This is a genomic window from Aeromicrobium sp. PE09-221, assembly GCF_002174305.1.
GTDB lineage: Bacteria > Actinomycetota > Actinomycetes > Propionibacteriales > Nocardioidaceae > Aeromicrobium.
On record NZ_MIJB01000012.1, the window covers coordinates 60,258 to 86,013 of the forward strand.

A 25,756-nucleotide genomic window follows, 5' to 3' on the forward strand; every position below is an offset into this window, starting at 1 on the left:
CAGCCCCCGGCATGAGTCCACCCCCGTCCCACCCCGTGAAGGAGTCATCGGTCATGGCGAACGTAGTGAAGAAGAGCTGGAGAGCGGCCGCGGCGCTGATTGGTGCTGCAGCGACCGTAGCGGCGATGTCGTCCCCCGCCAACGCGTCCGTCCAAGACATCAACTTCGAGGGCAATGGAATCGAGCTCACCATCGTGCAAGCGGGACAGACAATCTCTTGTCCGGATTTCGATCTTGATGGCACCTACAACGACTCCACGGGCATCGGCCTCCTTGACAATATAGCGACTTCTGGATGTACCAATCCGATCTCGGGTGTTACGCGGATAACTTCGGACGGTGTCTGGGACCTCTACGTGGATCCTTCGCCTTTGAGCACTAACGCGGACGCTGCGATCGCTGAAGTGACCGCCAGCTTTGTGTGGGCGGGGTGTACGTGGAATGTTGCCGGAGATGCGATCGGCACCTTTGATGCAAGCGATCAACAGCTCGAAATCCATACCTCTAATCTCCAAATATCAGGTAATCCTTCGGGCTTTCTTTGCCCGATTCTTGGAATTGCGATCGGTCAAGACATCGAGATTGAAGGCCACTGGACCAATGTCGGCACCCCGATCACTTTCCCGTAACAAAGAAACAACCCGACCACCTCAATGGAGGCCCTGAAGCCCATGCGCACCCGCTCTCTGCAGATCAGCAAACGCTCCCGACGCGCGGGAGCGTTGGCTGCTGTCATCGTGGGTGGCGCGTTGATCGCGCCGAGCCAGGCGGCCCCCGACGCAGATCCGCCCGCGTTGCTGCAGCCCATGGCTGGAACAGCGGACGCTCGGTATCCGGGTGAGGACGAGGTGCCTCCGCCGGGCAGCATCTCGCAGACGATGGGCACGGTCACCAACTCGCAGGGTACCGTCGTGAACAACTCGAGGATGTATATCACCAACGGACAGGACAATCCGATCTGGGGTGGGCTCTACTTCGGCGAGTACAACCGGCCCGTCGAGGACCCCGAGATGTACCTGCCGAGCTGCATCCCCAGCACCGATGTGCCGTGTGTGCCGAACCCCTTCTACCAGCCCGAGTGCGCGACGAGCGATCCGGCTACTCAACTCAAAGGCCAGTACCAGAGACACCGCATGTACCCGATGGGGCCGCTGGAGGGTGGCGGGGCCGATGTCGGTTTGCTGACTCAGATGAAGGTCAACATGGTGGCCTTCGGTTCGGTGCCCGCGACGGCAACCCTGACGATGCGCAGCCCGCGGATCAGCGGAGAGGTGCAGCCCTTTTATATTCATCTCTGGGATAGTCAAGTTACCCGATCCACCGCCCCACGGAGAGCCAGCTCCTGCGATCCGGACTTCCGGGCACCAGGGGCACAGGTCAGCTCGCTGGTCGAGGGGCAGATCGAGGTCACGCTTAGCGACCTGGTGGTGGACGGTGTGCCCGTGGACGTGGGTCCGGCCTGCCGCACCGAGCACGCCGCCGAGATCGACCTTTGGGCGGAGTTCGACGAGGGTTACTACACGGCTGCCGGCGGCGGCCCGCTCGGCGCCTACGACGGGCTGCACCCCGGCTCGATCATCCCGCTGGACCATCCCCTGTATTTCGGTGCATTCGACGGGCGGGATATCCCGGCCTCGGCGGGGATCGACGTGCCCGCCTTCACGGGATGTGGCACGGGCGGCGATGACCTGAGCCCACTGGTCACCGCGATGGCCTCGGGCCCCAACAACCCGGTGCGGGCGGTGCAGGGTCCGCTAATCAGCCTGAACGAGATTCCCTGGGACGACTTCACCCGGTGCACCCAAGGCGGTGGACAGCTTCAGTGCCCGCTGCCGGGTCCGGAAACCCCCGAGATGCCGCCGTTGCCCTGGGAGGAGAACTGATGCATGCACTCCATGAGGGACTCGTCACGCCGCCGTGGGGCTTCCTGCCCGGTCGTCTGTATCGGGGCCAGGACATCGAAGTCGAGGGCTCCTGGACCAATACCTCCACCCCGTCCCCCTCAAGAACCCCTGATCGGTAGAGGAGTTAGCTCATGCGTTGGATTCGTACGTTGACAGCAGTCGCGGGACTGGGTGCCGTGGTGGCGCTTGCTGGTGCTGCTCAGGCGGCGACCAGTTACACCCCGGCCGGTGGGCCGCAGGTGAGCTTCGAAGGCTCCGGCATCGACTTCACGGCCGTGCAGGCAGGTCAGACGCTGTCGTGTGACCAGTTCGATCTAGTGGGCACGATGCTGAACCCAGGCGTGAGTCGTCCGTATGGCGCGAACTCCAAGGAGCTGGGCGACATCGTCACCAACGGCTGCAGCAATCCCATCGCCGGCACAGTGACGGTCGAGCCTATCGGCCACTGGACTATGGCGGTCACAGGTGACCCGACTGGCACTGTGTGGCCGGGTGAGTTGGGGGACGTTCAGGTCAAGACGACGGTCGCGGGCTGCACCTTCCATGTGACCGGTGAAATCGAGGGAACCTTCGATACCGCCACTCAGAAGCTTGAGCCGACGGCCTCCGCACTGGTCATTGCCGATGTGCCGTCGGGATTCCTTTGTCCGCTCCTCGGCGTCGGGCAGGGCCAGGACATCGAAGTCGAGGGTTCCTGGACCAATACCTCCGCCCCCGTCACGCTCAGCACCCCCTGATCGACTCTCGCGGAGTCGGCTCTTCGCGCTATCCCCCACCCCCCGGAAAGGACCCCAGATGACAACACGACACCGGGCCAGAAGCCCGATCGGCAGGAGATGCGCTGCCAGCGTCGCCGCAGGAGCCATGGTCACCGGCCTCGTCGCCGTCGCCAACATCGCTACCGCCGCTGAGCCCGTGGTCGATGGCCACGTCTACGGCTGGGGTGCTGAGGGAACCTACGACCCGAAACCCTGGACCCTGGACTTCCCCAACGAGCAGGCGCCATTCGTGGATGTCGCGGTTGATGGACTTAGCTGGGGGGGGCACACCACCCTCGCGGTCACCAGCGGGGGCGATGTGGTCGCACAAGGGGACTACGGCAGCATCGCCACGCTCATGCCTGCCTCGCTCCGTAGCCAACATGTCACGGCAATCGAGATCTTCAGCGGCCGCGCAGCTGCTCTCACTCAGAACGGCGCGATCGTCACGTGGGCCAACGCGCCCGCGCCGCCAGCCGAGTACCAGAACCCCAGCGCTCCGACGGGGGTCATAGATGTCCAGCTCGGCGGAAGCAGTGACAGCACCGCTTTCGGAGTGGGGCTCAAGGGCGACGGGACCGTCTTCTCCTGGGGCAACTCCGGGCTTGTTTCCCGAACCCCCGCGCTCACCGACGTCGTGCAGATCGACGCGAATAACAATGCCGCGTTCGCCATCACCTCTCAGGGGGATCTGTACGCGTGGAGTACAAGCACTTTGCCCGGACTGGCGGGCAGAATACCGGACGAGGTGCGCAACGCCACCATCGTGGACGTCTCGCTCAACACCAACGTTGCTTACGCACTCACTGACGCCGGAGAAGTGCTCTCGTGGTCGGGTAGTGCTTCTGGCAACATCTCCGAGGATCAGCGCTTCCCCGCCGACCAGGTGGACGATCGAGTCGTCGCCTTATCCTCATCGAACGGACGCGGCACTGATCAGACCGCCCTCACGGAGAGTGGAGAGTTCATCACCTGGGGGGCCAGCGGTTCGGATATTCGCAAGCCTCCGCCGGTGAACCTGGATGCTCAGCGCGTGGTCGCCATGGAGACAGCCAGCTCGGCTCACACCGCGATGATCTTCGGGCCCGCGGACCAAGAGCCCGAGCCCGGGGTCACCAGCCCGCCGCGGGTTGACGGCTTCCCGGTGGTCGCGTCCGAGCTGACCGGCACGCCCGCGCAATTCAACTTCGAGACCAGCAACGAGAGCAACGCCTGGTACTACGCCGACGCACCCGACACCCCCGAGGGCGACTGGACGCGTATCGGCGACACCAACCCGCTCCCGCTCACGGCCGACCTGCAGGGCAAGTACGTCGTCTACCGCACCCAGGTCGAGGATCCCGACGGCGAGACGTGGATCGCTGACTCCACGCCGATTGGTCCCATCGAGGCACAGCCCCCGGGCGTCGTCGAGCAGCCGAAGATCAACGGCATCCCCGTACAGAACACTCAGGTGACGGGTATCCCGGCGACCTTCAACTTCCCGACCGAGACCGTCGTCAACGAGTGGTACCGCGCCGACTCGGCCGACACCCCGGCCGACCAGTGGACCCGCGTCGGCAACGCCAACCCGTACCGGATCGTGGCGGCTGATCGGGACAAGTACCTGGTGTTCCGCACCACCGCCACCGACGCGGACGGCACGGTCTGGACGGCGGACTCCGAGCCCATCGGTCCGATCGTGCAGTTCACCGTCTCAGCGGCCTCCATCGAGGGTGAGCCGCTGGTCGGCAGCACGCTGACCGGTGTTCCGGGTGAGTTCAGCTACGAGCCGGAGACGGTCAGATACTTCTGGCTCATCGGCGGTACTGAGGTCGTCAATGTGCCGGAAGGCGGCTCGCTGGATCTCGTCCTGTCGGACGAGCACGTCGGCAAGACGGTGCAGTTCTACGTCCAGGGCAGTCTCGCAGGCCTGAACGCCACGAACTTCTCGCCGCCGACCGCCCCGGTCGAAGTGCCGCCTCTGCGCGTCGCCGAGCAGCCGACGATCAACGGCGTCCCGGTGCAGAACACGCAAGTGACGGGTATCCCGGCGACCTTCAACCGCACCCCCGCCTCGGTCACGAGCGAGTGGTACCGGGCTGACTCGGCCGACGCCCCGGCCGAGGAATGGACGCGGGTCTCCGACGCCAACCCGTATCGGATCGTGGCGGCTGATCGGGACAAGTATCTGGTGTTCCGCACCACCGCCACCGATGAGGCCGGCGAGACCCTCGTCTCGGACTCCGAGCCCATCGGCCCGATCGTGCAGTTCACCGTCTCGGCGGCCTCCATCGAAGGCGAGCCGCTGGTCGGTAACACGCTGACCGGTGTTCCCGGCGAGTTCAGCTATGAGCCGGAGAACGTCACGTACTTCTGGCTCATCGGTGGTACCGAGGTCATCAACGTCCCGGCCAACGGGTCGCTGGACCTTCTCCTCACCGAGGACCACGTGGGCAAGACGGTGCAGTTCTACGTTCAGGGCAGCCTTGCAGGCCTGAACGCCACGAACTTCTCGCCGCCGACGGCTCCGGTCGAACTGCCGCCTCTGGCCAACACGTCAGACTCCGAGATCTCGGGTACCGCCAAGTCCGGCCAGACGTTGACCGGGACCCCGGCGACGTTCAACCTCGAGCCCGACACGGTCACGCACGCGTGGTTCACGCAGCCGACCGAGGGCGGCGAGCTGACGCCGATCCCCGACGCCGACGGCACGGAACTGGTGCTCACCGACGATCACATCGGCCTGAACATCGTGTTCCGCACGACGGCTGTGCGTGGTGAGGAGACCGTCGACGCCGACTCGGCCCCCTTCGGCCCGATCGCCCGCGCCGACATCCCCGTGGACTTCTCCCAGGAGCCCACCATCACGGGCACGCCCGAGGTGGAGCAGACCCTGACCGGTGTGGCCGCTGAGTTCACGGGTGATATCGAAGGCCAGCCGCTCAACGAGTGGCTCAATGCCGCCGGCGAGGTGATCGGCACGGGTAACACCCTCGCGCTGACCACCGACCACATCGGGGCGACGGTCCGCTTCCGGACCACCGTCACCGAGGTGGCCTCCGGGGAGCAGGTCTCGTCGACCTCGACCCCGGTTGGACCGGTCGTCGATCGCTTCCTCGAAGTCGGCCCGCCGACGATCGAGGGGACGCCGAAGGTCGGGCAGACCCTCACCGGCACGCCGGCGGAGTTCCGCGGCGGACCGGAGCTGGCGAATGTCTGGCTCGCCGACGGTGAGGTGATCGAAGGCGCCACCGGCACGCTGCTGGAGCTGACCGACGAGCACGAGGGCGCGACCATCGCCTTCCGTACCGTCGCCACCCGTGGTGACGCGACGCTGGAGTCGACCTCAGCAGAGGTCGGCCCGGTCGCGCCGAAGGACGACGACGGAGGCGTGACGCCGCCGCCGGGCCCGCCGACCGACCGCGAGGGTGGCATCAGCGCCCCCGACACGGTCGCCCCCGGCGAGACGATCACGGTGAAGGTGGGTGAGAACGACGACTGGGCCGGCGAGAAGGTGACGGTGATGCTGTACTCGAACCCCCGCGAGCTCGGCACCCCCACGGTCGGCGCGGACGGCACCTTCTCCGTGACGATCCCCACCGACGTCGCACTCGGACAGCACCAGCTGGCCGTCTACGACGCCAACGGGACCATCATCGGCTGGCAGTACATCACGGTCGCCAGCGCGGACGACGGCTCCGGCCCGGGTGACGACAGCACCGGCCCCGGAATCGGCGGGCGCCTGCCGAACGCGGGTGCCGACAGCTCGGCCGCCCTCGCCCCGATCGGCCTGGCGGTCCTGCTCGCCGGTGCCGTCACGATGGGAGCCGCCTGGCGTCGTCGCCAGCAGCTGATCGGCTGATGAACGACCGGTGGCGCCACGCAGCGGTTGGCGCCACCGGCCTCAGGTCCACGCGGACCGCATCTCCCCGCGTGGACCTGCCCTCAGCGGGGTGGGCGGTGTCAGGGGGACGCCGCCCACCCCGTCTTCAGTCTGTGGATAACGGCAGCGCTGGTGTCGACGAACGGCGAATATGAGGGGGCCATGCTCAAACACTCTTCGGATGTCCCCTGCTTGACCCTCGGACGCCGAACCGCCCATGCACTCGCCTCTGCCGGTAGCGTTCGACCTGCGGACGAACGCGGTCCTGTCGAGTCTGGTGCTCCCGCTCCGTGTGGCGATGCTGACCTGCTCCGCGCTCCTCGTCGCCATCGCGGCCAGCATCGTCGGTGCCCGGCGGTACTTTTCAGCCATACCCGTATTGAAGGGTCTGTCGAGTATCCGAAAACGAGCTAAGCTCCGTAAGCACAGGAGGAACGATGGCCAAATCGCTAGATGAGCAGCGCAAGCACTCGTTGGGGACGATCCCCTCGATCGAGGGCTCTACTCGTCGTTCCCTGTCGTTCGGCGCAAGCACAGCCCGGACGTGGACTGATGAGGATCTTCGCAAGATCATCGCCCAAGTGAGTGGCGAGCCCGCTCCGAGCTGAAAACCTACCCTTCTCCGTCGCCCCTTACGTCGGTTTCCCTGTCGAACTCCATGATGGGAGAGGCCCAGCCCGAGGCGGTGCTCTCGGCGCGGGCCATCAGAAGCATGAACAAGGCTCGCTGAGACAGCGTCCGCAATGTCCGCCACGGGCGGGTGACCACCAGCGTCATTCCGCCTGGCTGTGAACGGAGTTCCCCCACGCGTCGGAGATGGTCGCGTAGACGTTCCCGCATCACTTCTGTGTCCGCCAGCCGATAGCCGTCTCTCGTCCATGCGTAATGAAAGAGGGGGCGTTCAGGGTGGGGCACCTGCCATACCCACGGCAGATACCTCGTATCGGGGTCGTCAGCGGCGACGAGATGGTGCGAAGGCATCGGCTCCTCCGCGTCACAACAGGGTTCGTCAGACGAAAGGCGCGCAGCCAGCAGAGGATCGGCCAGGTCCCTGGTCGTCAGCTCAACGGCAGAGGCGAGGTGTGCTGGCGGAGCCGTCGCCGGGGCGAGCATGGACTGGGCCTGCCAGAAGCGGTGCCAGGGACCGATGGGCATCGTTTCCACCTCGGGGCTGATGCCGCCCAGCTCGGCGAGCAGTCGAGCCGAACAGAGATCAACCTGGATTCTCCGCGACGCGCTCGGTCGGGCCACCGCGACGTAGACGGGGATCGGCGAGTCGAGGTGAGCCTCCAGCACCGCCCGCTCAACCGCGAAGAGCGGCGACGTGTCGGCGCCGTTCGTCCGCGAACACTCCACGATGATCGTCTTCCCCGTGGCCAGGAGTGCTGTGGATACATCACCCACCGGACCGCTGTAACCGACATATCCCTGCTCATCGTGGAGAACCCTGAACGCGATCGAGTGCGCCGGGTCGAACCCTGCTGCGTGCGATGTCATCCGGCTCCTCCCGATGGGCCACACGCTCATGGAACCACGAAACCGGGTCACGCTACTCAGAAGTAATCTGAGATCAGATGATCGTCTGATGAATCACATGAAAACGCTGCTATAGATGGTGAAAAGATGGATGATCGTCTGATCGGCCCTCCCGCGAGGCGGCTCTCGCGGGAGGGTCGGCGACGTCCCCGGGTCGCCTTCTGGCAGGCTGTTGCCATGGCGAGGGAATCTATAGATGAATGGTCGGCATTCAGCGAGCAGCTGGGACGCCGACTCGCGCACGCCCGCGCGGAGGCCGGGTACAGCCAGGAGGACGTGGCGCGGGCGATCGGCGTGACCACCGCCCGCTATCGCACCCTGGAGGAAGGCGTCTGGACCGAGGCGACGCGCGGCCTGCGCCTCGACACCGTCGTGCTCCTGTGCCGCTTCATCGGCGTGCCTGCGGGCGACCTCATCCCCGGCCGCTGAAGATTCCACTCCAGTCCCTCCACTGTGCGTACCGATCTTGATGCATCAGGGTTGCCATGGCGGCCGAAGCGCATCATCACCCGTTCCTGAGCCGGCTCGCGGACGCTATCATCGGGGTATCGCCCGCCCCTGATGGGGGAGTGGGAAGTGGAGGCTGGAATCCCCGAGGCAAATCGGGAGCCGGCCTCAGCGCTGTCCGGGGTCCTGTCTCAGAGCATGATGAGGTCGTAGCTGCCGGTCAGTTGAGCGAGCCAGGTGTGATTGTCGTCGCGGAGGGCGGCGAGCGTCATTCCCGCGACGGCGTCGGGTATCCAGAGCATGGGGTCATCGAGCGGCTTGGCGAAGGTAACGGTAAATCCTGGCGAGATCGCGCCGGAACCGTGTAACGAGGCAACCATTTCTTGGTCGCGACGGTCTTGTGCGGCCTGCCGCGCTTCGATCCAGGCGTGGGCGACGCTTCGTCGATCGAGTTCGAAGAGCAGCCGTTGCAAAGACTTGCGGCGAGCTCATTCCTGACGTCTGGCTTCGACCTCCGCTAAGACGATGACGTGGGTCAGACTCGTCGAGGCGATGGCGTCGACGATCTGGACGCGGCGTTTCGGCGACTCGTTGCGCGAGTGCAAGCGCTCCTGGCCGGTGAAGACCAGCATGTGGAGCCGTTCGCGTGTCCGTTCAGTCCGTGACGAATCGGAGATGGCGGTCGCCAGGATGTAGAACCCCGGGTCAGCGGATGGCGCGTGGATCGATTCGTCAATCCATGCGTTGAGACCCAGTTTCATGGCGGTCACGTTAGGAGCCATTCGCGAGGACGGCCAGCGCGACGACTCAAGGGTTGTGGATATCCCCGATGCCGACAGACATGCGTCTGAGCGCTGCTATTCTTGAGGCATTGCCCGCCCCTGATGGGGGATTGGGAAGTGGAGGCCGGAATCCCCGCCGTGGGTGGGAGCCGGCCTCAGCGCTGTCCAGGGTCTCGCGCGCGTCGCGTCAGCGGATGACGGCGACCGGGCAATTGGCGGTGTGCAGCACCGCGCGGCTCACCGACCCGAGCAGCAGGCCCACCAGGTCGCTGTGCCCGCGAGACCCGACCACCAGCAAACCCGCACCCTCGGATGCATCGGCCAGCACATGCTCCGGTCGGCCGCGCTGCGTGCCCACCTCCACCGTCAGCCCAGGATGCTCGGCCATCACCATCTCCCGAGCCCGCTCCACCGCGGACACCGCCTCCGCCTCGGCCGCCTGGGCCGCGTCCTCAACCGCGTTGACATTCGCCAGATATGCCGCCGACCACGGATTGACCTCGGGCACATCCCATGCCGCCGCAATGATCAAGCGGGCATTCGTCGACGCTGCCAGCCTCGCGGCACCCGCGACCGCCCGAGTCGCGAACTCCGAATCATCCGTACCGACCACCACCGGGCGATCGGGCCCCGGCAGGTGCTCGGAGTTGCCACGGATCACCAGCACCGGGCACTGGGCGTGCGCGCTGATCGTGAAGGCCACCGACCCCACGAGCCCCGCCGCGAGCCGTCCCCGGCCCCGGTGCCCCACCACGACCACCGCCGCCTCGGCGGACAACTCCTGCAGCGCCGCCGCGGGCCCCTGCCTGCGTGCCACCGCATGCACCGTCAGACCCGGCACCCGCTCACGAGCGCGCACGGCGCCCTCCTCGGCGATCGCATCGGCAGCCCCATCGCCCCCCTTCAGGCGCCGGTCGGCGTGCACCACCACCAGATCCACGCCGCGACGATTCGCATCGGCCGCCGCCCACTCGACGGCGGTCTTACTCGATTCGGAGGCGTCGTATCCCACGACGACGGCGCCGGAGACGGGGACGGTCATGCGAGTTCACTCCTTCGCGTCGGTTCTCCCTCCAATCTACGCGGCGAGAGGTCCACGCGCAGGGGCCATGGGCCAGGTCGTCCGCTCATCATCATCGCGCGGACCGATGATGCTGCCTTTGGGTTGCCATAGCGACCCAAAGGCATCGAAATCTGTGCGCTCCCGGGACTGATGACGATGCATTGCGGCGGTGATGGCAGCCTCAACGCATCGTCATCAGTTCCGCCGCGCGAGTAACAAACAGTCAGGGTTGACTGTTTGTTTGAAACGGTGCAGGCTGTACGCATGATCCGGATCGGGAACTGCTCGGGCTTCTACGGAGACCGGCTCTCCGCCATGCGCGAGATGCTCGAGGGAGGGCATCTCGACTACCTGACCGGCGACTACCTGGCCGAGCTCACCATGCTCATCCTCGGCAAGGACCGCATGAAGGACGCCGACCTCGGCTACGCGAAGACCTTCCTGCGCCAGCTCACCCACTGCCTCGCACTCGCCCGTGAGAAGCAGGTCAAGATCGTCACCAATGCCGGTGGGCTCAACCCCGCCGGCCTCGCCGATAAGATCCGCGAGATCGCCACCGAGCAAGGCGTGGAGGTGCGGGTCGCGCACGTGGAGGGTGACGACCTCATTGCCCGCTCCGCCGAACTCGGCTGGGAGGGTGCACTGACGGCCAATGCCTACCTCGGCGCCTTCGGCATCGCCGAGGCACTCACCGCTGGTGCGGATATCGTCGTCACCGGGCGTGTCACCGACGCCTCGGTCATCGTCGGCCCGGCGATCGCCGAGCACGGATGGGGACGCGAGGACCACGACCAGCTCGCCGGAGCCGTCGTCGCCGGGCACATCATCGAATGCGGCACACAGGCCACCGGCGGCAACTTCTCCGGCTTCACCGATATCGACACCAGCCGCCCCCTCGGCTTCCCCATCGCGGAGATCGCCGCGGACGGCACCAGCGTCATCACCAAACACCCCGGCACCGGCGGAGCCGTCACCATCGACACCGTCACCGCCCAGCTCGTGTACGAGATCGGCGGCCCCGTCTACCTCAACCCCGATGTCGCCACCCACCTCGACACGATCGAGCTCGCCGCCGACGGCGAGGACCGCGTCCGGGTGAGCGGAGTGCAGGGATCGCCACCGCCGGCCACCACCAAGGTCGCGCTCAACAGCCTCGGCGGATTCCGCAACAGCGTCGAGTTCGTGCTCACCGGTCTCGACATCGAGACCAAGGCCGACTGGGTCCGCGCACAGCTCGGCAGCGCACTCGACAGGCTGCCGCTCGACGAGGTCGACTGGGAGCTCGTGCGCACCGACCGCGCGGACCCCGCCACCGAGCCCGAGGCCGCCGCGATCCTGCGGTGCCACGTCAAGAGCCAGGACGCCAGAGCCGCCGGGCGAGCCTTCAGCGGGGCGGCGATCGAGCTCGCCCTCGCCTCCTATCCTGGCTTCCACGTCACCGCCCCGCCGAGCGCGGCCTCACCCTTCGGTGTCTACCGCGCGGCCTATGTCGCACAGGCGGACGTGCCGCACGTGGTGGTGATGGACGATGGCCGGCGCATCGACATCGCTCCTCCGCCGACAGTCGCCGGTGAGGACCCCGCGAGTGGTGCAATTTCGTCCGCGAGTGGTGCATATTCGCCCTCTGAGAGCGCGAAACGGGGCGAATTTGCACCACTCGGCGGTGCCGCGAACGCGGAACCGGGGCCGGGGGAGCTGACCGGCGACGGCGAGACGGTGCGCAAGGCGCTCGGCCGGCTCGTATACGCGCGATCCGGGGACAAGGGCGGCGCCGCCAATATCGGCGTCTGGATCCCCTCCGATCACCCCCGTCGTGAGGCCGCCTACACCTGGCTCGCCGCGACCCTCACCGCCGATCGCGTCCGCCAACTGCTGCCCGAGACCGCCGGCCTCGACATCGCCGTCCACGCGCTCCCCAATCTCGCGGCCGTCAACCTCGTCGTCGAGAAGCTGCTCGGCGACGGCGTGGCATCGTCCACCCGATTCGACCCGCAAGCCAAAGCCGTCGGGGAATGGCTCCGCGCCCGCCTCGTCGACATCCCGAGGGAGCTGCTCGCATGACCGACCGCTGGACCACACCCGAACGCGTGGCACTGCGGGACGCCGTCGCCGCCTACACCCGCGATCAGCTCGCTCCGCATATGGACGAATGGGAGGACGCCGGGCAACTCCCGCGCGAGCTCCACGCCCAGACCGCCAAGGCCGGCTACCTCGGCATCGGCTTCGACGAGTCCGTCGGTGGTGAGGGCGGTGACCTCATCGACATCTCGATCGTCACCGAGGCGATCGTCGAGAATGGCGGCTCCACGGGCCTGCTCGCCTCGCTGTTCACCCACGGCATCGCCGTCCCCCACATCGTCGACTCCGGCAACGGCGATCTCATCGACCGCTACGTCAGGCCGACCCTCGCCGGCACGATGATCGGCTCGCTCGGCGTCACCGAACCGGGCGGCGGGTCGAATGTCGCCGGCATCACCACCCGGGCAGTCAAAGACGGCGACCACTACATCGTCAACGGCGCCAAGACCTTCATCACCTCCAGCGTCCGCGCCGACTTCGTCACCACCGCCGTGCGCACCGGCGACCCCGGCCACGGCGGAATCAGCCTGCTCGTCATCGACACCGACACACCCGGCTTCACCGTCAGCCGCAGCCTCCGCAAGATGGGCTGGCACTGCTCGGACACCGGCGAGCTCGCCTTCGACGACGTCCGCGTCCCTGCCGCCAACCTCGTCGGCGAGGAGAACGGCGGCTTCTACCTCGTCATGCAGCAGTTCGTCACCGAGCGACTCACCCTCGCCGTCCAGAGCTACGCCACCGCTCAGCGCGCCCTCGACCTCGCCGTCGCCTACGCCCGCGAACGCGAGACCTTCGGCCGACCCCTCATCAGCCGCCAGGTCATCCGGCACAAGCTCGTCGACATGCACCGGCGCACCGAGGCCGCCCGCGCGCTCACCCGCCAGGCCGTCGAACGCGCCCAGGACTCCGGCGACAAGGCCGACCCGCAGCTCATCCTCGCCGCCGCGATGGCCAAGAACCAGGCCGTCGAAGCGGTCGAATGGGTCGTCAGCGAGGCCGTGCAGATCCACGGCGGCATGGGCTACATGCGCGAATCCGAGATCGACCGGCACTACCGCGACGCCCGCATCCTCGGCATCGGCGGCGGCGCCACCGAGGTCCTCAACGACCTCGCCGCCAAGCTGCTCGGATACTGACGCGGCCTCGACCACCGACCACTGGAGGAGAGCGATGAAGACGACGATCGACCCGGCCTCGCCCGTTTACGCCGAGAACCGGGCGGCCATGCTCGAACGCCTCGACGACCTTGCCGAGCAGCACGCCAAGGCACTGGCCGGGGGAGGCTCGACGTACGTCGAGCGGCACCACAAGCGCGGCAAGCTCACCGCGCGCGAGCGCATCGAGCTGCTCATCGACCCCGACTCGCCCTTCCTTGAACTCGGCGCGCTCGCCGGCTGGGGCACCGACTTCACCGTCGGCGGCTCCATCGTCACCGGTATCGGCGTCGTCGAGGGCGTCGAATGCATGATCATCGCCAACGACCCCACGGTCAAGGGCGGCTCCAGCAATCCGGTCACCGTCAAGAAGGGCTTCCGGGCCGCGCAGATCGCCGCCGAGAACCGGCTCCCCTCGATCAACCTCGTGGAGTCCGGCGGGGCCGACCTGCCGACTCAGAAGGACATCTTCATCCCCGGCGGCAGGTCCTTCCGCAACATCACCGAGGCCAGTGCCGACCGCCGGCCCACCGTCGCGCTCGTCTTCGGCAACTCCACCGCTGGCGGCGCCTACATCCCCGGCATGAGCGACTACGTCGTCATGGTCAAGGAGGGGGCCAAGGTCTTCCTCGGCGGCCCGCCCCTGGTGAAGATGGCCACCGGCGAGGAGTCCGACGACGAGTCCCTCGGCGGCGCCGAGATGCACGCCCGGCAGTCCGGGCTCGCGGACTACCTCGCCGTCGACGAGTACGACGCCATCCGCCTCGGCCGCCAGATCATGCGACGCCTCAACTGGCGCAAACAGGGGCCCGTGCCCGCCGCCGACTACGCCGAACCCGTCCTCGACCCCGAGGACCTGCTCGGCATCGTCCCCACCGACCTCAAGGTGCCCTTCGACCCACGTGAGGTCATCGCCCGCATCGTCGACGGCTCGGAGTTCGACGAGTTCAAACCGCTCTACGGGCCCAGCCTCGTCACCGGCTACGCGCAACTGCACGGTCACCCGATCGGCATCCTCGCCAACGCGCAGGGCGTGCTGTTCAGCGCCGAGGCGCAGAAGGCCGCGCAGTTCATCCAGCTCGCCAATCAGACCGATACGCCACTGCTGTTCCTGCACAACACCACCGGCTACATGGTCGGCGCGGAGTACGAGCAGGGCGGCATCATCAAGCACGGCGCCCAGATGATCAACGCTGTTTCGAATTCCCAAGTTCCACACCTATCGGTCGTCATGGGCGCCTCGTACGGTGCGGGCAACTACGGCATGAGCGGACGCGCCTACGACCCGCGGTTCATGTTCAGCTGGGCGGGCGCCAAGTCCGCCGTGATGGGACCGGCGCAGCTCGCCGGTGTCGTCTCGATCGTCGCGCGCGGCGCGGCCGAGGCCAAGGGTCAGGCCTACGACGAGGAGGCCGACCAGCAGATGCGGACCCTCATCGAAGAGCAGATCGAGTCCGAATCGCTCGCCTACTTCACCTCCGGTCTGGGCTACGACGACGGCGTCATCGACCCGCGCGACACCCGCACCATCCTCGGCATCTGCCTCTCCGCGATCGCCAACGCTCCCGTCGAAGGCGCCCGCGGCTACGGGGTGTTCCGCCTGTGACCGGGGTGAGGAACGGGAAAGTGAGCCTCTCATGATCAGCAGGGTTCTGGTGGCGAACCGGGGAGAGATCGCCCGGCGGGTCTTCCGCACCTGCCGTGACCTGGGCATCGGCACGGTCGCGGTGTACTCCGATGCCGACGCAGATGCCCCCTTCGTCCGCGACGCCGATGTCGCCGTGCATCTGCCCGGCAACGCACCCGGTGACACCTACCTGCGCGGCGACCTCGTCATCGAGGCCGCCCGCGCCGCCGGTGCCGATGCGATCCACCCCGGCTACGGCTTCCTGTCGGAGAACGCCGACTTCGCCCGCCAGGTCGAGGCCGCCGGGCTCACCTGGATCGGACCCACACCCGAGTCGATCGAGGCGATGGGCAGCAAGATCCGTGCCAAGCAGATTATGGCCCAGGCGGGTGTGCCCATCCTCGATGTCGACCTCGACGGCATCTCGCCCGAGGAGTTCCCACTTCTCGTCAAGGCATCGGCCGGAGGTGGTGGACGCGGTATGCGGGTCGTCGAGTCCCTCGACCAGCTCGACGGCGAGCTCGCCAAGGCCAAGGCGGAGGCACAGTCGGCCTTCGGCGACGGCACCGTCTTCGTCGAGCCCTATCTGCCGATGGCACGGCACGTCGAGGTGCAGGTGCTCGCCGACACGCACGGCAGCGTCTGGGTCGTGGGCGACCGCGACTGCTCCATCCAGCGACGCCACCAGAAGGTCGTCGAGGAGGCGCCCGCCCCCGGGCTCTCGGACAAGGCGCGCACCACGCTGCACATCGCGGCCCGTGCCGCGGCCGAGGCGGTCGGTTACCGTGGTGCCGGGACGGTCGAGTTCCTCGTCGACGGGGACCGGGTCTACTTCCTGGAGATGAACACCCGCCTGCAGGTCGAGCACCCGGTGACCGAATGCGTCACGGGTCTCGACCTCGTCGCCTGGCAGCTCGCGATCGCCGAGGGCACAGAGCTCCATGGCAACGCGCCCGAGCCCTCCGGCCACGCCGTCGAGGTGCGCCTCTACGCCGAGGACCCCGCAGACGACTGGGCCCCGCAGACCGGCACCGTGCGCGCCTTCGCCATCGAGGGAGTCGCCTTCGAGAATCCCCGCGCCTACGGTGTACGCGTGGACTCCGGAGTCGAGGCGGGCAGCGAGGTGGGCATCCACTACGACGCGATGCTCGCCAAGATCATCGCCTACGGGCCCGACCGTCGGACCGCTCTGCGGATGCTGGACGGAGCGCTGCGGACCGCGCGGGTACACGGCGTCCGCACGAACACCGCGCTGTTGCGAGCGATCCTCAACGATGAGGAGTTCGCGGCCGCGCGCGTCCACACTGCGCTCCTGAACGAGCGCCTCGGCACCTGGATGACACCCGCCGACGACCGGGCCGAGCGCAAGGCCGCACTCGCCGCCGCCATCGGCGAGGCGACGCAGACCGCGGCCGCCGCCCAGGTGCTCTCCCGTATGCCTGCCGCGTGGCGCAATGTGCCGAGTCAGCCGCGCATCCGTCGTTACGGCGACCACGAGGTGACCTATGAGCAGCGCGGGGGACGACTCGTCTCCTCCTGGCTGGACGGCGTGGAGGTGGCCGATGCGCACGACGACATCGTCGTGCTGGCCGACGGGCCCGTGCGAGAGAGCTACCGGGTCACGAGGGGCGATGGTGTCGTCGATGTCGACGGGCCGCACGGCGCGTTTACCCTGACCGTCGTGCCGACCTTCGTCGACCCGGCGGACGTCGTGGCTGAGGGATCTCTGCTCGCGCCGATGCCCGCCGCCGTGACCGAGGTCGCCGTTGAGACAGGACAGAAGGTCGCCAAGGGCGACACCGTCGTCGTCCTCGAGGCGATGAAGATGCAGCACACGATCACGGCGCCGACCGACGGCATCGTCGGCGAGCTGGCCGTCAGCGCCGGACAACAGGTCGAGGCCGGAGCCGTCCTCGCCGTCATCGAGGAAGGGTAAGCGCATGAGCGAGCGAACAATGGGCACCATCTCAGGCCGGCACCGGCCTATCGTGCTTCTTCTTCAGGCGGTGCCGACATGAGCGAGCGAAGCGAGCAGATGATGGGTGGCAACGAATGCCGCCGTCGGCCTACTGTTCTTTTCTTCGAGGCGGTGGCGGCATGAGCGCATTCGTGGAGAGCGAGGAACGACAGGAGCTGCGCAAAGCGGTCCGCGCCCTCGGCAAGAAGTACGGCGACGAGTACTTCGTCGCCGCGGCCACCGAGGGCCGTAAGACCACCGAGCTGTGGAGAGAGGCCGGCCGGCTCGGGTATCTCGGCGTCTCGATCCCCGAGGAGTACGGGGGAGGGGGCGGTGAGATCGGAGACCTCGCGGCGGTCTGCGAGGAACTCGCCTCCGCTGGCTGCCCGCTGCTGCTGATGGTCGTGTCTCCCGCGATCGTCGGCACCATCATCGCGCAGTACGGCACCGACGAGCAGAAGCAGCGCTGGCTCCCCGGTCTCGCGGACGGATCCGCCACCTATGCCTTCAGCATCACCGAGCCGGACGCCGGATCGAACTCGCACAACATCACCACGACGGCCAAGCGCTCCGAGGACGGTTGGATCCTGTCCGGTGGCAAGACCTACATCAGCGGGGTCGACGAGGCGAGCCACCTGCTCGTCGTGGGTCGCACCGAGGACGCGCGGACGGGCAAGCTCAAGCCCGCGCTGTTCATGGTGCCGACGGATGCCGAGGGTTTCACCTACACGCAGATCGACATGGGCATCGTCAGCCCCGAGAAGCAGTTCACGCTGTTCTTCGACGACATCCGCCTACCAGCCGATGCCCTCGTCGGGTCCGAGGACGCGGGGCTCGACCAGCTCTTCGCCGGGCTCAATCCCGAGCGGATCATGGCGGCCTCGATGGCCACCGGGTCCGCGCGCTGGGCGCTGCGCAAGGCCGTTGCGTACGCGAAGGAGCGCGATGTCTGGGGCAAGCCGATCGGCGCGCACCAGGCGATCGCCCATCCCCTCGCCAAGCTGCATATCGACATCGAGATGGCGCGGCTGCTGACCCAGAAGGCCGCGGCCCTGTACGCGGCAGGCGATCTGCTGCGTGCGGGGGAGGCGGCCAATATGGCGAAGTACGCGGCAGCCGAGGCGGGCTGCAACGCGATCGACCAGGCGATCCAGACCCACGGCGGCAACGGCCTTGCGACGGAGTACGGTCTCGTGCAGGCCCTCGCGGCATCGCGCCTGAGCCGCATCGCCCCGGTCAGCCGGGAGATGGCCCTCAACTTCGTGGCCCAGTTCTCCCTCGGCCTCCCCAAGTCCTACTAAAGAACCCGTTGAGTGTGGGGGTACCTCCACACTCAACGGGGTGCGGAAGGAATGACGATGACTGAACTCGTACACCTCGAGGTGGCCGACCGGGTCGCCACGATCACGCTCGACAGCGAGCACAACCGCAATGCCCTCAGCCGGCAGCTCGTCGCCGAGCTCGGCGAGCGGCTGACGACCGCCGAGGCCGATGACACCGCCCGCGTCATCGTGCTGCGCTCGGCACACCGGGTGTTCTGCTCCGGTGCCGACCTCTCCGAGGCGGCCGAGGGCGCCATGGAGGAGGGCGCGCAGGCCATCATCGCGCTGCAGCGTCAGATCGCGTCCTCGGCCAAGCCCGTCGTCGTTGTGCTCGGCGGACCCGTCCGCGCTGGCGGACTCGGGCTCGTCGGCGCGGCCGATATCGTGATCGCGGCCGAATCCGTCACCTTCTCCCTGACCGAGGTGAGGCTCGGACTCGCCCCCGCCGTTATCTCGGTCAGCCTGCTCGAGCGGTTCTCCTCGCGAGCGGCGGCCGACACCTTCCTCACCGCCCGCACCTTTACCGCCGCCGAGGCGGCCACGATGGGACTGGTGACCCGCGCAGTGCCCGATGACTCGCTCGATGAGACGGCCGTCGGCGTGGTGGCGGAGCTGGCCGAGGGCTCGCCTCAGGGGCTCCGCGAGACCAAGAAGCTGCTCAACGCCGGCCTCCTCGCGCGGATCGACCGCGACGGCGAGGCCCTGGCACGGCAGTCCGCCGAGCTCTTCGGCAGCGACGAGGCGCGCGAGGCCATGCTCGCCTTCCTCTCCCGCAAGCGCTAGCTGTTCGACGGTTCCGCGGCTGTTGTACCGAGCTGCGTGTCTACGGAACCTTGCGGCGCTCTTTCCCGCCGATGAACAGCGGCGGCCCGAGATCGTCGTTCCCGAGCTGGGGACCCTGGCGTTGCCTGAGCCTCTGGCTCGGTGCGGTGTGCCGGAATTCGCGGCCAAGATCAAGCAGCTTCTTTGACTGAGCCTCAGTCGGCTTGCGGAGGGAGCGCCGCGACGAGCGGGTGGTCGTAGGGCAGGACTCCGGTCCTGGCCGCGCCGCCGGGGGAACCCAGTTCGGCGAAGAAGTCGACGTTGACCTGGTAGTAGTCGGACCACTCGGACGGCACATCGTCCTCGTAGTAGATCGCCTCGACCGGGCAGACGGGCTCGCAGGCCCCGCAGTCCACGCACTCGTCGGGATGGATGTAGAGGGAGCGCTCACCCTCGTAGATGCAGTCGACGGGACATTCGTCGATGCAGGCACGATCCTTCACATCGACACAGGGCTGGGCGATCACGTAGGTCATCGAGGGCCTTCCGGTTCGGGTCGCCTCGACCATAGAATCTCAAGTGCACTAGAGGTCAAGTCGAGGAGAGGCGATGACACCCGACCATGCGCCCGATGAGCTGTTGACCATCGGGGAGATGAGTCGGCGCACCGGCGTCGCGGTATCGGCCCTGCGGTACTACGAGAGCCTCGATCTGATCGCCTCTGTCCGGACATCGGGTAATCAGCGCCGCTTCCCGCGCCACATGCTGCGCCGCGTCTCGCTCATCGCGGTCGCCAAGAACCTCGGTGTCCCGCTCTCGGATGTCCAGGCCACCTTCGCGAATGTCCCGCTGGATCGCACACCGAGTCACGAGGACTGGCAACGCGCCTCCCGCGCCTGGAAACGACAGTTGGAGGAACGCCGGCGCGGCATCGAGCGCCTGGAGCTCGAGCTCACCGGCTGCATCGGCTGCGGCTGCCTGTCGATGAAGGCGTGCGCCCTGCTCAACCCGGACGATGCCCTCGCAGCGACCGGCGCCGGGCCGCGCCGACTGGAAGGCATCCCTGACGAGTGAGAGCTGTCACATCTCCTTGACCTCAAGTGCGCATGAGGTTCTAGCGTGAGAGGCAATCACGCGAGAGGACTATCATGGCTGAGTACACTTTGCCGGATCTGCCCTATGATTACGGGGCGTTGGACCCGCATATCTCGGGCAAGATCATGGAGCTGCATCACGACAAGCACCATCAGAACTACGTCAACGGCCTGAACACCGCGCTGGAGAAGCTCGAAGAGGCCCGCGCGAACGAGAAGTTCGACACCGTGAACATGCTGGAGAAGAACCTGGCGTTCAACCTCGGCGGCCACATCAACCACTCGATCTTCTGGAAGAACCTGTCCCCGGACGGTGGCGACAAGCCTACCGGCGAGCTCGCGGCCGCGATCGAGGACAACTTCGGCTCCTTCGACGCCTACCGGGCCCAGTTCGAGCAGGTCGCCCTCGGCATCCAGGGATCGGGGTGGGCCATCACCGCCTGGGACACCCTCGGACAGCGTCTGGTGATCGTCCAGCTCTATGACCAGCAGTCCAATATCCCCGCGACGCTGATCCCGATCTCCCAGCTCGACATGTGGGAACACGCCTTCTACCTGGACTACCTCAACGTCAAGGGCGACTACGTCAAGGCCTTCTGGAATATCGCCAACTGGGCCGACGCCCAAGAACGCTTCACCGCCGCCACAACCGGCGGACAGATCATCTTCTGACCCGCACGCGTTGAGTGGGACGTTCGGACGGCGAAAACAGTCATTTGACCGTCCAAACGTCCCACTCAACGCGAACGGGAGCGCTGCAACACTCCACGTTCGACGATGAAGTGAGTGACGACCTCTATGTCTCTTCGCCCGCTCGACACCCGCTCGACCGAGGCCGACCCCTCGCTGTACGACGCCTTCGCCCGGTACGGCAGCGGTGTCACCCTCGTGACGGTGCGCTCCGAGGAGGATCGATTCTTCATCGCCGCGCCGGTCCTCACCGTCTCGGTGAAACCCTTCACGCTCGCGGTCTCCGTCGGCCGTCACCGCGATGCCCTGCCCGCGATCACCTCGGGGTCGACGTGGGCGGTGTCGGTCCTGGCCGCGCACCACCTGCCACTCGCCCGGCGGCTGTCCGAGCCCGGTACCCGCGCCGATCGACTCGATGCCCTCCGCTCGGTGGGAGCCGTGCCATCCACCGAAGGCCCGCTCTGGCTGGATGACGCTCTCGCCACCTTCTGGTGTGAGACGGACTCGGTGACGACCGTGCACGACCAGGCACTCGTCGTCGGAGAGGTGATGCGTAGCGAGATCTCCACCGGTGGGGAACCTCTCCTGCGCTGGAACCGGGGCTTCGGCACGATCGACGGCCTCGCGAGCTGAGAACGGATCATCACCCCCTGTGGACAAGCGATCCCGGTTGTCCCAGGTTGCTGGCATCGTCGGAACCTCTCAGCGATACTGAAGAGGTGTTGTCGATGACGGATGCGCAGACGTGGACGTTGATCGTGGGTGTGCTCACGACGTTCGTCGCGATCATCGGCCTGGTGAGCGCGGTGTTCATCCGGGTGATGCGGGCCGAGATCGGGGGCTTGCGAGCCGAGATGCGGGCCGAGATCGGCGGGCTGCGGAGCGAGATGGTGACCCGCTTGGACTATCTGGACCGCGATGTCCAGGCATTGATGACACGCATCTTCCATAGTCCCGAGTGACCCGGCACGTCTTTCGCGTCGCTCGCTAGAATCGAGCGTTCGGTGCGAGTCGTGGAGGAGTCCGGTTGACCGAGGCAGCAGAGCGCGCGGAGATCGCGGCCGAGCAGGACTATGTCGATGTCGTCTATCAACGGCTCGACGCATCGGCAGTGACCGCCCGGTCCCTCGTCGCCGAGGGCATGGCCCGCGGTCACATCGGTCACGAAGGCGGCCTCGTCGAGCGTGACGCGATGGTCTACCAGGCCAACCGGCGGCTCGCCTCACTCGACGCTGCCCACGAGGGACTCGTCTTCGGGCGTCTCGATCTCCGCGACGGCAGCCGACGCTATATCGGCCGCATCGGCGTGCGCGACGAGGACCGTGAGATCCTCCTGATGGACTGGCGCGCGCCTGCGGCCTCCGCCTTCTATCGCGCCACCGCGCAGCAGCCCCACGGCGTCGTACGACGCCGCGTCCTGCGGTCGCGGCTCGATCGCGTCATCGGCGTCGAGGATGACCTGCTGGATGCCGAGCACGCCCCCGAGGGCATGGTGGTCATCGGCGAGGGCGCCCTGCTGGCGAGCCTCAGTCGCGCCCGCGACGACCAGATGCACTCGGTCGTGGCCACCATCCAGGCTGAGCAGGACGAGGCTATCCGCGCGCCCAGTCGCGGCGCCACGATCATCACCGGAGGGCCCGGCACCGGCAAGACCGTCGTCGCGCTGCACCGCGCCGCCTACCTGCTCTACACCGACCGTCGCCGCTTCGAGTCCGGTGGCGTGCTCGTCATCGGACCGTCCTCGGTCTTCATGAACTACATCGACCGGGTGCTGCCGAGCCTCGGTGAGACCGCCGTGACCTTGCGGGCGATCGGCGATGTCGTCGACGGCATCCGCGCCGCAGAGCACGACGTCCCCGCCGCGGCCGCGGTGAAGGGTTCCGAGCAGATGGCGACGGTCCTGCGACGCCTGGCCCGATCGCCGATGCCGGGCGCTCCCCAGGAGTACACCGGCTTCTACCGCGATCAACGGTTGCATCTGAGCAGCCGCGATCTCCGCCGTATCGGCAGGAGGCTGCTCTCGCGGGGCTCGCGCAACCAGGTCTTCCGGCAGGTTCCCGCGGCTGTGCTCGCCGCTCTCTGGTCACAGGTCACCGCCGAGCGCGCCCTCGAGAAGGGGGAGGACGCCTTCATCGAGGAGATGCTGGGTGACTCTCGTTTCGTCGACTTCGTCGAGTCCTGGTGGCCGGAGGTCGACGCGGTCGAGGCCTGGCGGTCCCTGCCGCGGAGGCTCGCCGAGCTGGCCGGCGACCTATTCAGCGCTGAGGAGATCGCCGTCGTTCGCGACACCTGGTCCCCGGACGTCCCGCGGATCGAGGATGTCCCTCTCATCGACGAGCTGCGCCATCTGCTCGGCGAGGTGCCGCCCGAGATCGATCTCGACGCGGGCCTGCCCAAACAGCTGATGAGCTTCGAGCGCCGCGAGCGGGACGAGGCCGAGGAACGACTCCGTGCCACCTCCAGCATCGAGGACGACAGCTACGCCCACCTCCTCGTCGACGAGGCTCAGGACCTCTCGCCGATGCAGTGGCGGATGCTCGGGCGCCGGGCCCGGCTGGCGAGTTGGACCATCGTCGGCGATGCCGCGCAGTCATCGTGGCCGCGCCCGCACGAGACCATCACGGCCCGCGACACCGCGATCGGCAATAAGCCCCAGCACCACTTCCGGTTGTCGAAGAACTACCGCAACTCCGCGGAGATCTACGACCTCGCCGCTCGGGTGGCGAGACGCACGATCGACCATCCCGACCTTGCCGAAGCCGTCCGGCGGACGGGTGCCGAACCCCGTCACGAGGTGGCCGACCGGATCGAGGAATGCGCCCGTGAGCTGCTCGACTGGCTGCTCGACGAGACGGAGGGAACCGTCGCTGTCGTCGCCGCGCAGCGAGATCTGGAGCGCTGGCGCCAGGTGCTAGGCGATATCGCGCCGGACCGGGTGAGGGTCCTGGACGGCCTGGCCACCAAGGGCCTGGAGTTCGACGGTGTGCTGGTGTCCGAGCCTGACGCTATCGTCGCGGAGTCGGCTGCCGGGTGGCGCACGCTCTACGTCGTGCTGACGAGGGCGACATCCCGGCTCGCTACGGTCGGTACCACGCAACGATGGCTACAGGAGGTGTGATGACCCGTCGCGTACTCGCGATCGTCGGTCTGGTGCTCGTGGGGCTCGCGGTGGGGACGTGGGTTGCGACGGCGTCCTTCCTGCACACCGAGCGCACCGTCACCATCGGCGCGCACAACGCCACGGTCACCGGCAACCTCGACGGCCACGCCACGGTGCAGGCGGGGCCGCTGCTGCCGGAGTTCCGGATCGGTACGGATGCTCCGCTCGGGATCGGCGCGGATATCGTGCTGCGCGACAGCCCCATCACCAATTTCGAGCAGATCCTCGCCCAGGACGCGGCGATCGCCGCGGCTCCCGAGGGTGAGATCGCCAAGGTCACCGCCGTGCTGCGCGATGTCGCCCTCACCTCGGCGATACGAGGGGTCGCCGCCGGGCTCGCGGCAGTCGTCGCGATCGTGCTGGTGTGGCGGCTCCTCGGAGCGGAGCGGCGTGAGCAACTGGTCGCCTCGTGGCCGCCCGGACGGCACACCGTGCTGGTCGGCGGGACACTGACGGTCGTGCTGATCGCCTCGACGTGGGTGGCCCTCCCGCATCGTTCGGATGACACCCGCACGGTCGCCTGGGTGCCGATCACCACCGAGTTTCCTGAGCTCGGCGACATCCCCGCCGATCTCAGCGTCCTACAGAACGTCGAGGTGTCCAAGGGAGCCGCGGTCGCGGGGAGCAAGGCGCTGCTCGACGGCGCGATCGCCACCTACTCCGAGTCCGTCGATTTCTACGGCAAGCTGGCCGATGACGTCGATGAGGTCGAGGGCATCCGCGCTCCTGAAGGTGACGAGATCACCGCCCTCGTGGTCACCGACCGGCATAACAACATCACCATGGACCAGGTCGCCAAGGCCGTCGGCGATCGCGCTGATATCTCCTTCGTGATGGATCTCGGCGACGACACCTCCAATGGCGCGTCCTGGGAGGACTTCAGCATCCAGTCCCTCGCGGCGGCCTTCTCCGATGTGCCCGTGTACGCGGTCGCCGGCAACCACGATCAGGGGCCGTTCATCCGCGAGGAGATGGAGCGCGTGGGCTTCACGGTGCTGGACGGCGGCATCGAGGAGATCGAGGGCATCTCGATCCTCGGCGACAGCGACCCGCGCAGCTCGGGCCTCACCGCCGGCTACACCGGCAATGAGGATGACAATATCGAGGCGATCGGTGCGCAGAATGCCGAGCTGGCCGAGACCGCGTGCTCGGCCGAGGAGCGGATCGGCGTCCTGATGGTGCACAGTTCGGCGTCGGGACGCGAGACGATCGACCGGGGATGCGCCGATCTGGCGCTCTCGGGGCATCTCCATCGCCAGGTCGGACCGGATGTCACCGAGGGCGAGGAGGGCATCACCACCGCGCTCACCACCGCCTCGACGGGTGGCGCCGTGTACGCCTTCGCCTTGGGCAGCAAGCTGCGCCGCGACGCGCAGGTCACGCTCGTGACCTTCGATGACGGCCGACCTGTCGGTCTGCAGATCATCACCTTCCGGCCCGGCCGCATCATCGATGTCGGCGATTACACCGAGCTCGAGCTCTCGCCCCTCCCCGGCGACGACGCGGATGACGCCACCCCCTGACCCCCGCCCGAGGCCAAGATATGGCCACTTGTG

The 25,756-nt window shown here is 67.3% G+C and carries 24 protein-coding genes; 19 read left to right on the forward strand and 5 right to left on the reverse strand.

Going from position 1 to position 25,756, the window contains the following annotated elements; all coding sequences use genetic code 11:
• Window positions 1–53: 53 nt before the first annotated feature.
• The 6 genes from BHE97_RS19730 to BHE97_RS20090 all read left to right on the forward strand — a co-directional run bounded on the left by BHE97_RS19730 (window position 54) and on the right by BHE97_RS20090 (window position 7,135).
• Window positions 54–629, forward strand: coding sequence for a hypothetical protein (locus tag BHE97_RS19730; protein ID WP_140400022.1), 576 nt, complete (start codon window positions 54–56; stop codon window positions 627–629).
• 42 nt (window positions 630–671) lie between these two features.
• Entirely contained in the window at window positions 672–1,883 is a 1,212-nt protein-coding gene (locus BHE97_RS07235; protein ID WP_087623365.1) for a hypothetical protein, read from the forward strand.
• Window positions 1,883–2,023 carry a hypothetical protein gene (locus BHE97_RS20085; RefSeq protein WP_170931317.1) on the forward strand — a complete coding sequence of 47 codons (141 nt, stop codon included), beginning with the start codon at window positions 1,883–1,885 and terminating at the stop codon, window positions 2,021–2,023. Before BHE97_RS07235 ends, BHE97_RS20085 begins: the two co-directional genes overlap by 1 nt.
• A 12-nt stretch (window positions 2,024–2,035) precedes the next feature.
• Window positions 2,036–2,641, forward strand: a complete 606-nt coding sequence (locus BHE97_RS07240; RefSeq protein ID WP_087623366.1) for a hypothetical protein — start codon at window positions 2,036–2,038, stop codon at window positions 2,639–2,641.
• Between the two features lie 127 nt (window positions 2,642–2,768).
• Window positions 2,769–6,506 carry a hypothetical protein gene (locus BHE97_RS07245; protein WP_087623367.1) on the forward strand — a complete coding sequence of 1,246 codons (3,738 nt, stop codon included), beginning with the start codon at window positions 2,769–2,771 and terminating at the stop codon, window positions 6,504–6,506.
• A 458-nt stretch (window positions 6,507–6,964) separates the two neighbouring features.
• On the forward strand, window positions 6,965–7,135 hold the full coding sequence (locus BHE97_RS20090; RefSeq protein ID WP_170931318.1) for a hypothetical protein: 171 nt from the start codon (window positions 6,965–6,967) through the stop codon (window positions 7,133–7,135).
• 4 nt (window positions 7,136–7,139) lie between these two features.
• Here the strand turns inward: BHE97_RS20090 and BHE97_RS07250 are convergent, their stop codons facing one another.
• Window positions 7,140–8,024, reverse strand: a complete 885-nt coding sequence (locus tag BHE97_RS07250; protein WP_087623368.1) for a hypothetical protein — start codon at window positions 8,022–8,024, stop codon at window positions 7,140–7,142.
• A gap of 126 nt (window positions 8,025–8,150) precedes the next feature.
• On the opposite strand from BHE97_RS07250, the gene BHE97_RS07255 reads away from it, so the two are divergent.
• The gene (locus tag BHE97_RS07255) at window positions 8,151–8,492 is read left to right on the forward strand and encodes a helix-turn-helix transcriptional regulator (protein WP_087623369.1); all 342 of its coding nucleotides are present in this window, start codon (window positions 8,151–8,153) and stop codon (window positions 8,490–8,492) included.
• A gap of 209 nt (window positions 8,493–8,701) precedes the next feature.
• Here BHE97_RS07255 and BHE97_RS07260 read toward each other — a convergent pair whose 3' ends face one another.
• The 3 genes from BHE97_RS07260 to BHE97_RS07270 form a co-directional block, all read right to left on the reverse strand.
• Entirely contained in the window at window positions 8,702–8,983 is a 282-nt protein-coding gene (locus tag BHE97_RS07260) for a hypothetical protein (protein WP_087623370.1), read from the reverse strand.
• Between the two features lie 15 nt (window positions 8,984–8,998).
• Window positions 8,999–9,271: a hypothetical protein gene (locus tag BHE97_RS07265; RefSeq protein ID WP_087623371.1), complete on the reverse strand. Its 273-nt coding sequence runs from the start codon at window positions 9,269–9,271 to the stop codon at window positions 8,999–9,001.
• A gap of 208 nt (window positions 9,272–9,479) precedes the next feature.
• The gene (locus BHE97_RS07270; RefSeq protein WP_087623372.1) at window positions 9,480–10,334 is read right to left on the reverse strand and encodes a universal stress protein; all 855 of its coding nucleotides are present in this window, start codon (window positions 10,332–10,334) and stop codon (window positions 9,480–9,482) included.
• A gap of 285 nt (window positions 10,335–10,619) precedes the next feature.
• On the opposite strand from BHE97_RS07270, the gene BHE97_RS07275 reads away from it, so the two are divergent.
• The 6 genes from BHE97_RS07275 to BHE97_RS07300 all read left to right on the forward strand — a co-directional run bounded on the left by BHE97_RS07275 (window position 10,620) and on the right by BHE97_RS07300 (window position 19,277).
• Window positions 10,620–12,416: an acyclic terpene utilization AtuA family protein gene (locus BHE97_RS07275; RefSeq protein WP_087623373.1), complete on the forward strand. Its 1,797-nt coding sequence runs from the start codon at window positions 10,620–10,622 to the stop codon at window positions 12,414–12,416.
• Window positions 12,413–13,570 (forward strand): acyl-CoA dehydrogenase family protein, encoded by a 1,158-nt coding sequence (locus tag BHE97_RS07280; RefSeq protein ID WP_087623374.1) that lies wholly within the window; start codon window positions 12,413–12,415, stop codon window positions 13,568–13,570. The genes BHE97_RS07275 and BHE97_RS07280 overlap by 4 nt, the downstream gene beginning before the upstream one ends.
• 34 nt (window positions 13,571–13,604) lie before the next feature.
• Window positions 13,605–15,194, forward strand: coding sequence for a carboxyl transferase domain-containing protein (locus BHE97_RS07285; protein WP_087623375.1), 1,590 nt, complete (start codon window positions 13,605–13,607; stop codon window positions 15,192–15,194).
• A gap of 31 nt (window positions 15,195–15,225) precedes the next feature.
• Window positions 15,226–17,151, forward strand: a complete 1,926-nt coding sequence (locus tag BHE97_RS07290; protein WP_087623376.1) for a biotin carboxylase N-terminal domain-containing protein — start codon at window positions 15,226–15,228, stop codon at window positions 17,149–17,151.
• A gap of 161 nt (window positions 17,152–17,312) precedes the next feature.
• On the forward strand, window positions 17,313–18,473 hold the full coding sequence (locus BHE97_RS07295; RefSeq protein ID WP_087623377.1) for an acyl-CoA dehydrogenase: 1,161 nt from the start codon (window positions 17,313–17,315) through the stop codon (window positions 18,471–18,473).
• 57 nt (window positions 18,474–18,530) lie between these two features.
• Window positions 18,531–19,277, forward strand: a complete 747-nt coding sequence (locus tag BHE97_RS07300; RefSeq protein WP_236757571.1) for an enoyl-CoA hydratase-related protein — start codon at window positions 18,531–18,533, stop codon at window positions 19,275–19,277.
• Window positions 19,278–19,471: 194 nt separating this feature from the next.
• Here BHE97_RS07300 and fdxA read toward each other — a convergent pair whose 3' ends face one another.
• Window positions 19,472–19,792 (reverse strand): ferredoxin, encoded by a 321-nt coding sequence (fdxA, locus tag BHE97_RS07305; protein ID WP_087623391.1) that lies wholly within the window; start codon window positions 19,790–19,792, stop codon window positions 19,472–19,474.
• Between the two features lie 73 nt (window positions 19,793–19,865).
• Between fdxA and soxR the strand changes: the two genes are divergently transcribed.
• The 6 genes from soxR (at window position 19,866) to BHE97_RS07335 (ending at window position 25,723) form a co-directional block, all read left to right on the forward strand.
• The gene (soxR, locus tag BHE97_RS07310) at window positions 19,866–20,330 is read left to right on the forward strand and encodes a redox-sensitive transcriptional activator SoxR (RefSeq protein WP_087623379.1); all 465 of its coding nucleotides are present in this window, start codon (window positions 19,866–19,868) and stop codon (window positions 20,328–20,330) included.
• Between the two features lie 74 nt (window positions 20,331–20,404).
• Complete coding sequence (locus tag BHE97_RS07315) at window positions 20,405–21,022, forward strand: superoxide dismutase (RefSeq protein ID WP_087623160.1); 618 nt, start codon at window positions 20,405–20,407, stop codon at window positions 21,020–21,022.
• 126 nt (window positions 21,023–21,148) lie between these two features.
• Window positions 21,149–21,673 (forward strand): flavin reductase family protein, encoded by a 525-nt coding sequence (locus BHE97_RS07320; RefSeq protein ID WP_087623380.1) that lies wholly within the window; start codon window positions 21,149–21,151, stop codon window positions 21,671–21,673.
• Between the two features lie 95 nt (window positions 21,674–21,768).
• Window positions 21,769–22,002 (forward strand): hypothetical protein, encoded by a 234-nt coding sequence (locus BHE97_RS07325; protein ID WP_201791345.1) that lies wholly within the window; start codon window positions 21,769–21,771, stop codon window positions 22,000–22,002.
• A gap of 65 nt (window positions 22,003–22,067) precedes the next feature.
• Entirely contained in the window at window positions 22,068–24,158 is a 2,091-nt protein-coding gene (locus tag BHE97_RS07330; RefSeq protein WP_087623381.1) for a UvrD-helicase domain-containing protein, read from the forward strand.
• Window positions 24,158–25,723 carry a metallophosphoesterase family protein gene (locus BHE97_RS07335; protein ID WP_087623382.1) on the forward strand — a complete coding sequence of 522 codons (1,566 nt, stop codon included), beginning with the start codon at window positions 24,158–24,160 and terminating at the stop codon, window positions 25,721–25,723. The genes BHE97_RS07330 and BHE97_RS07335 overlap by 1 nt, the downstream gene beginning before the upstream one ends.
• Window positions 25,724–25,756 lie beyond the last annotated feature (33 nt).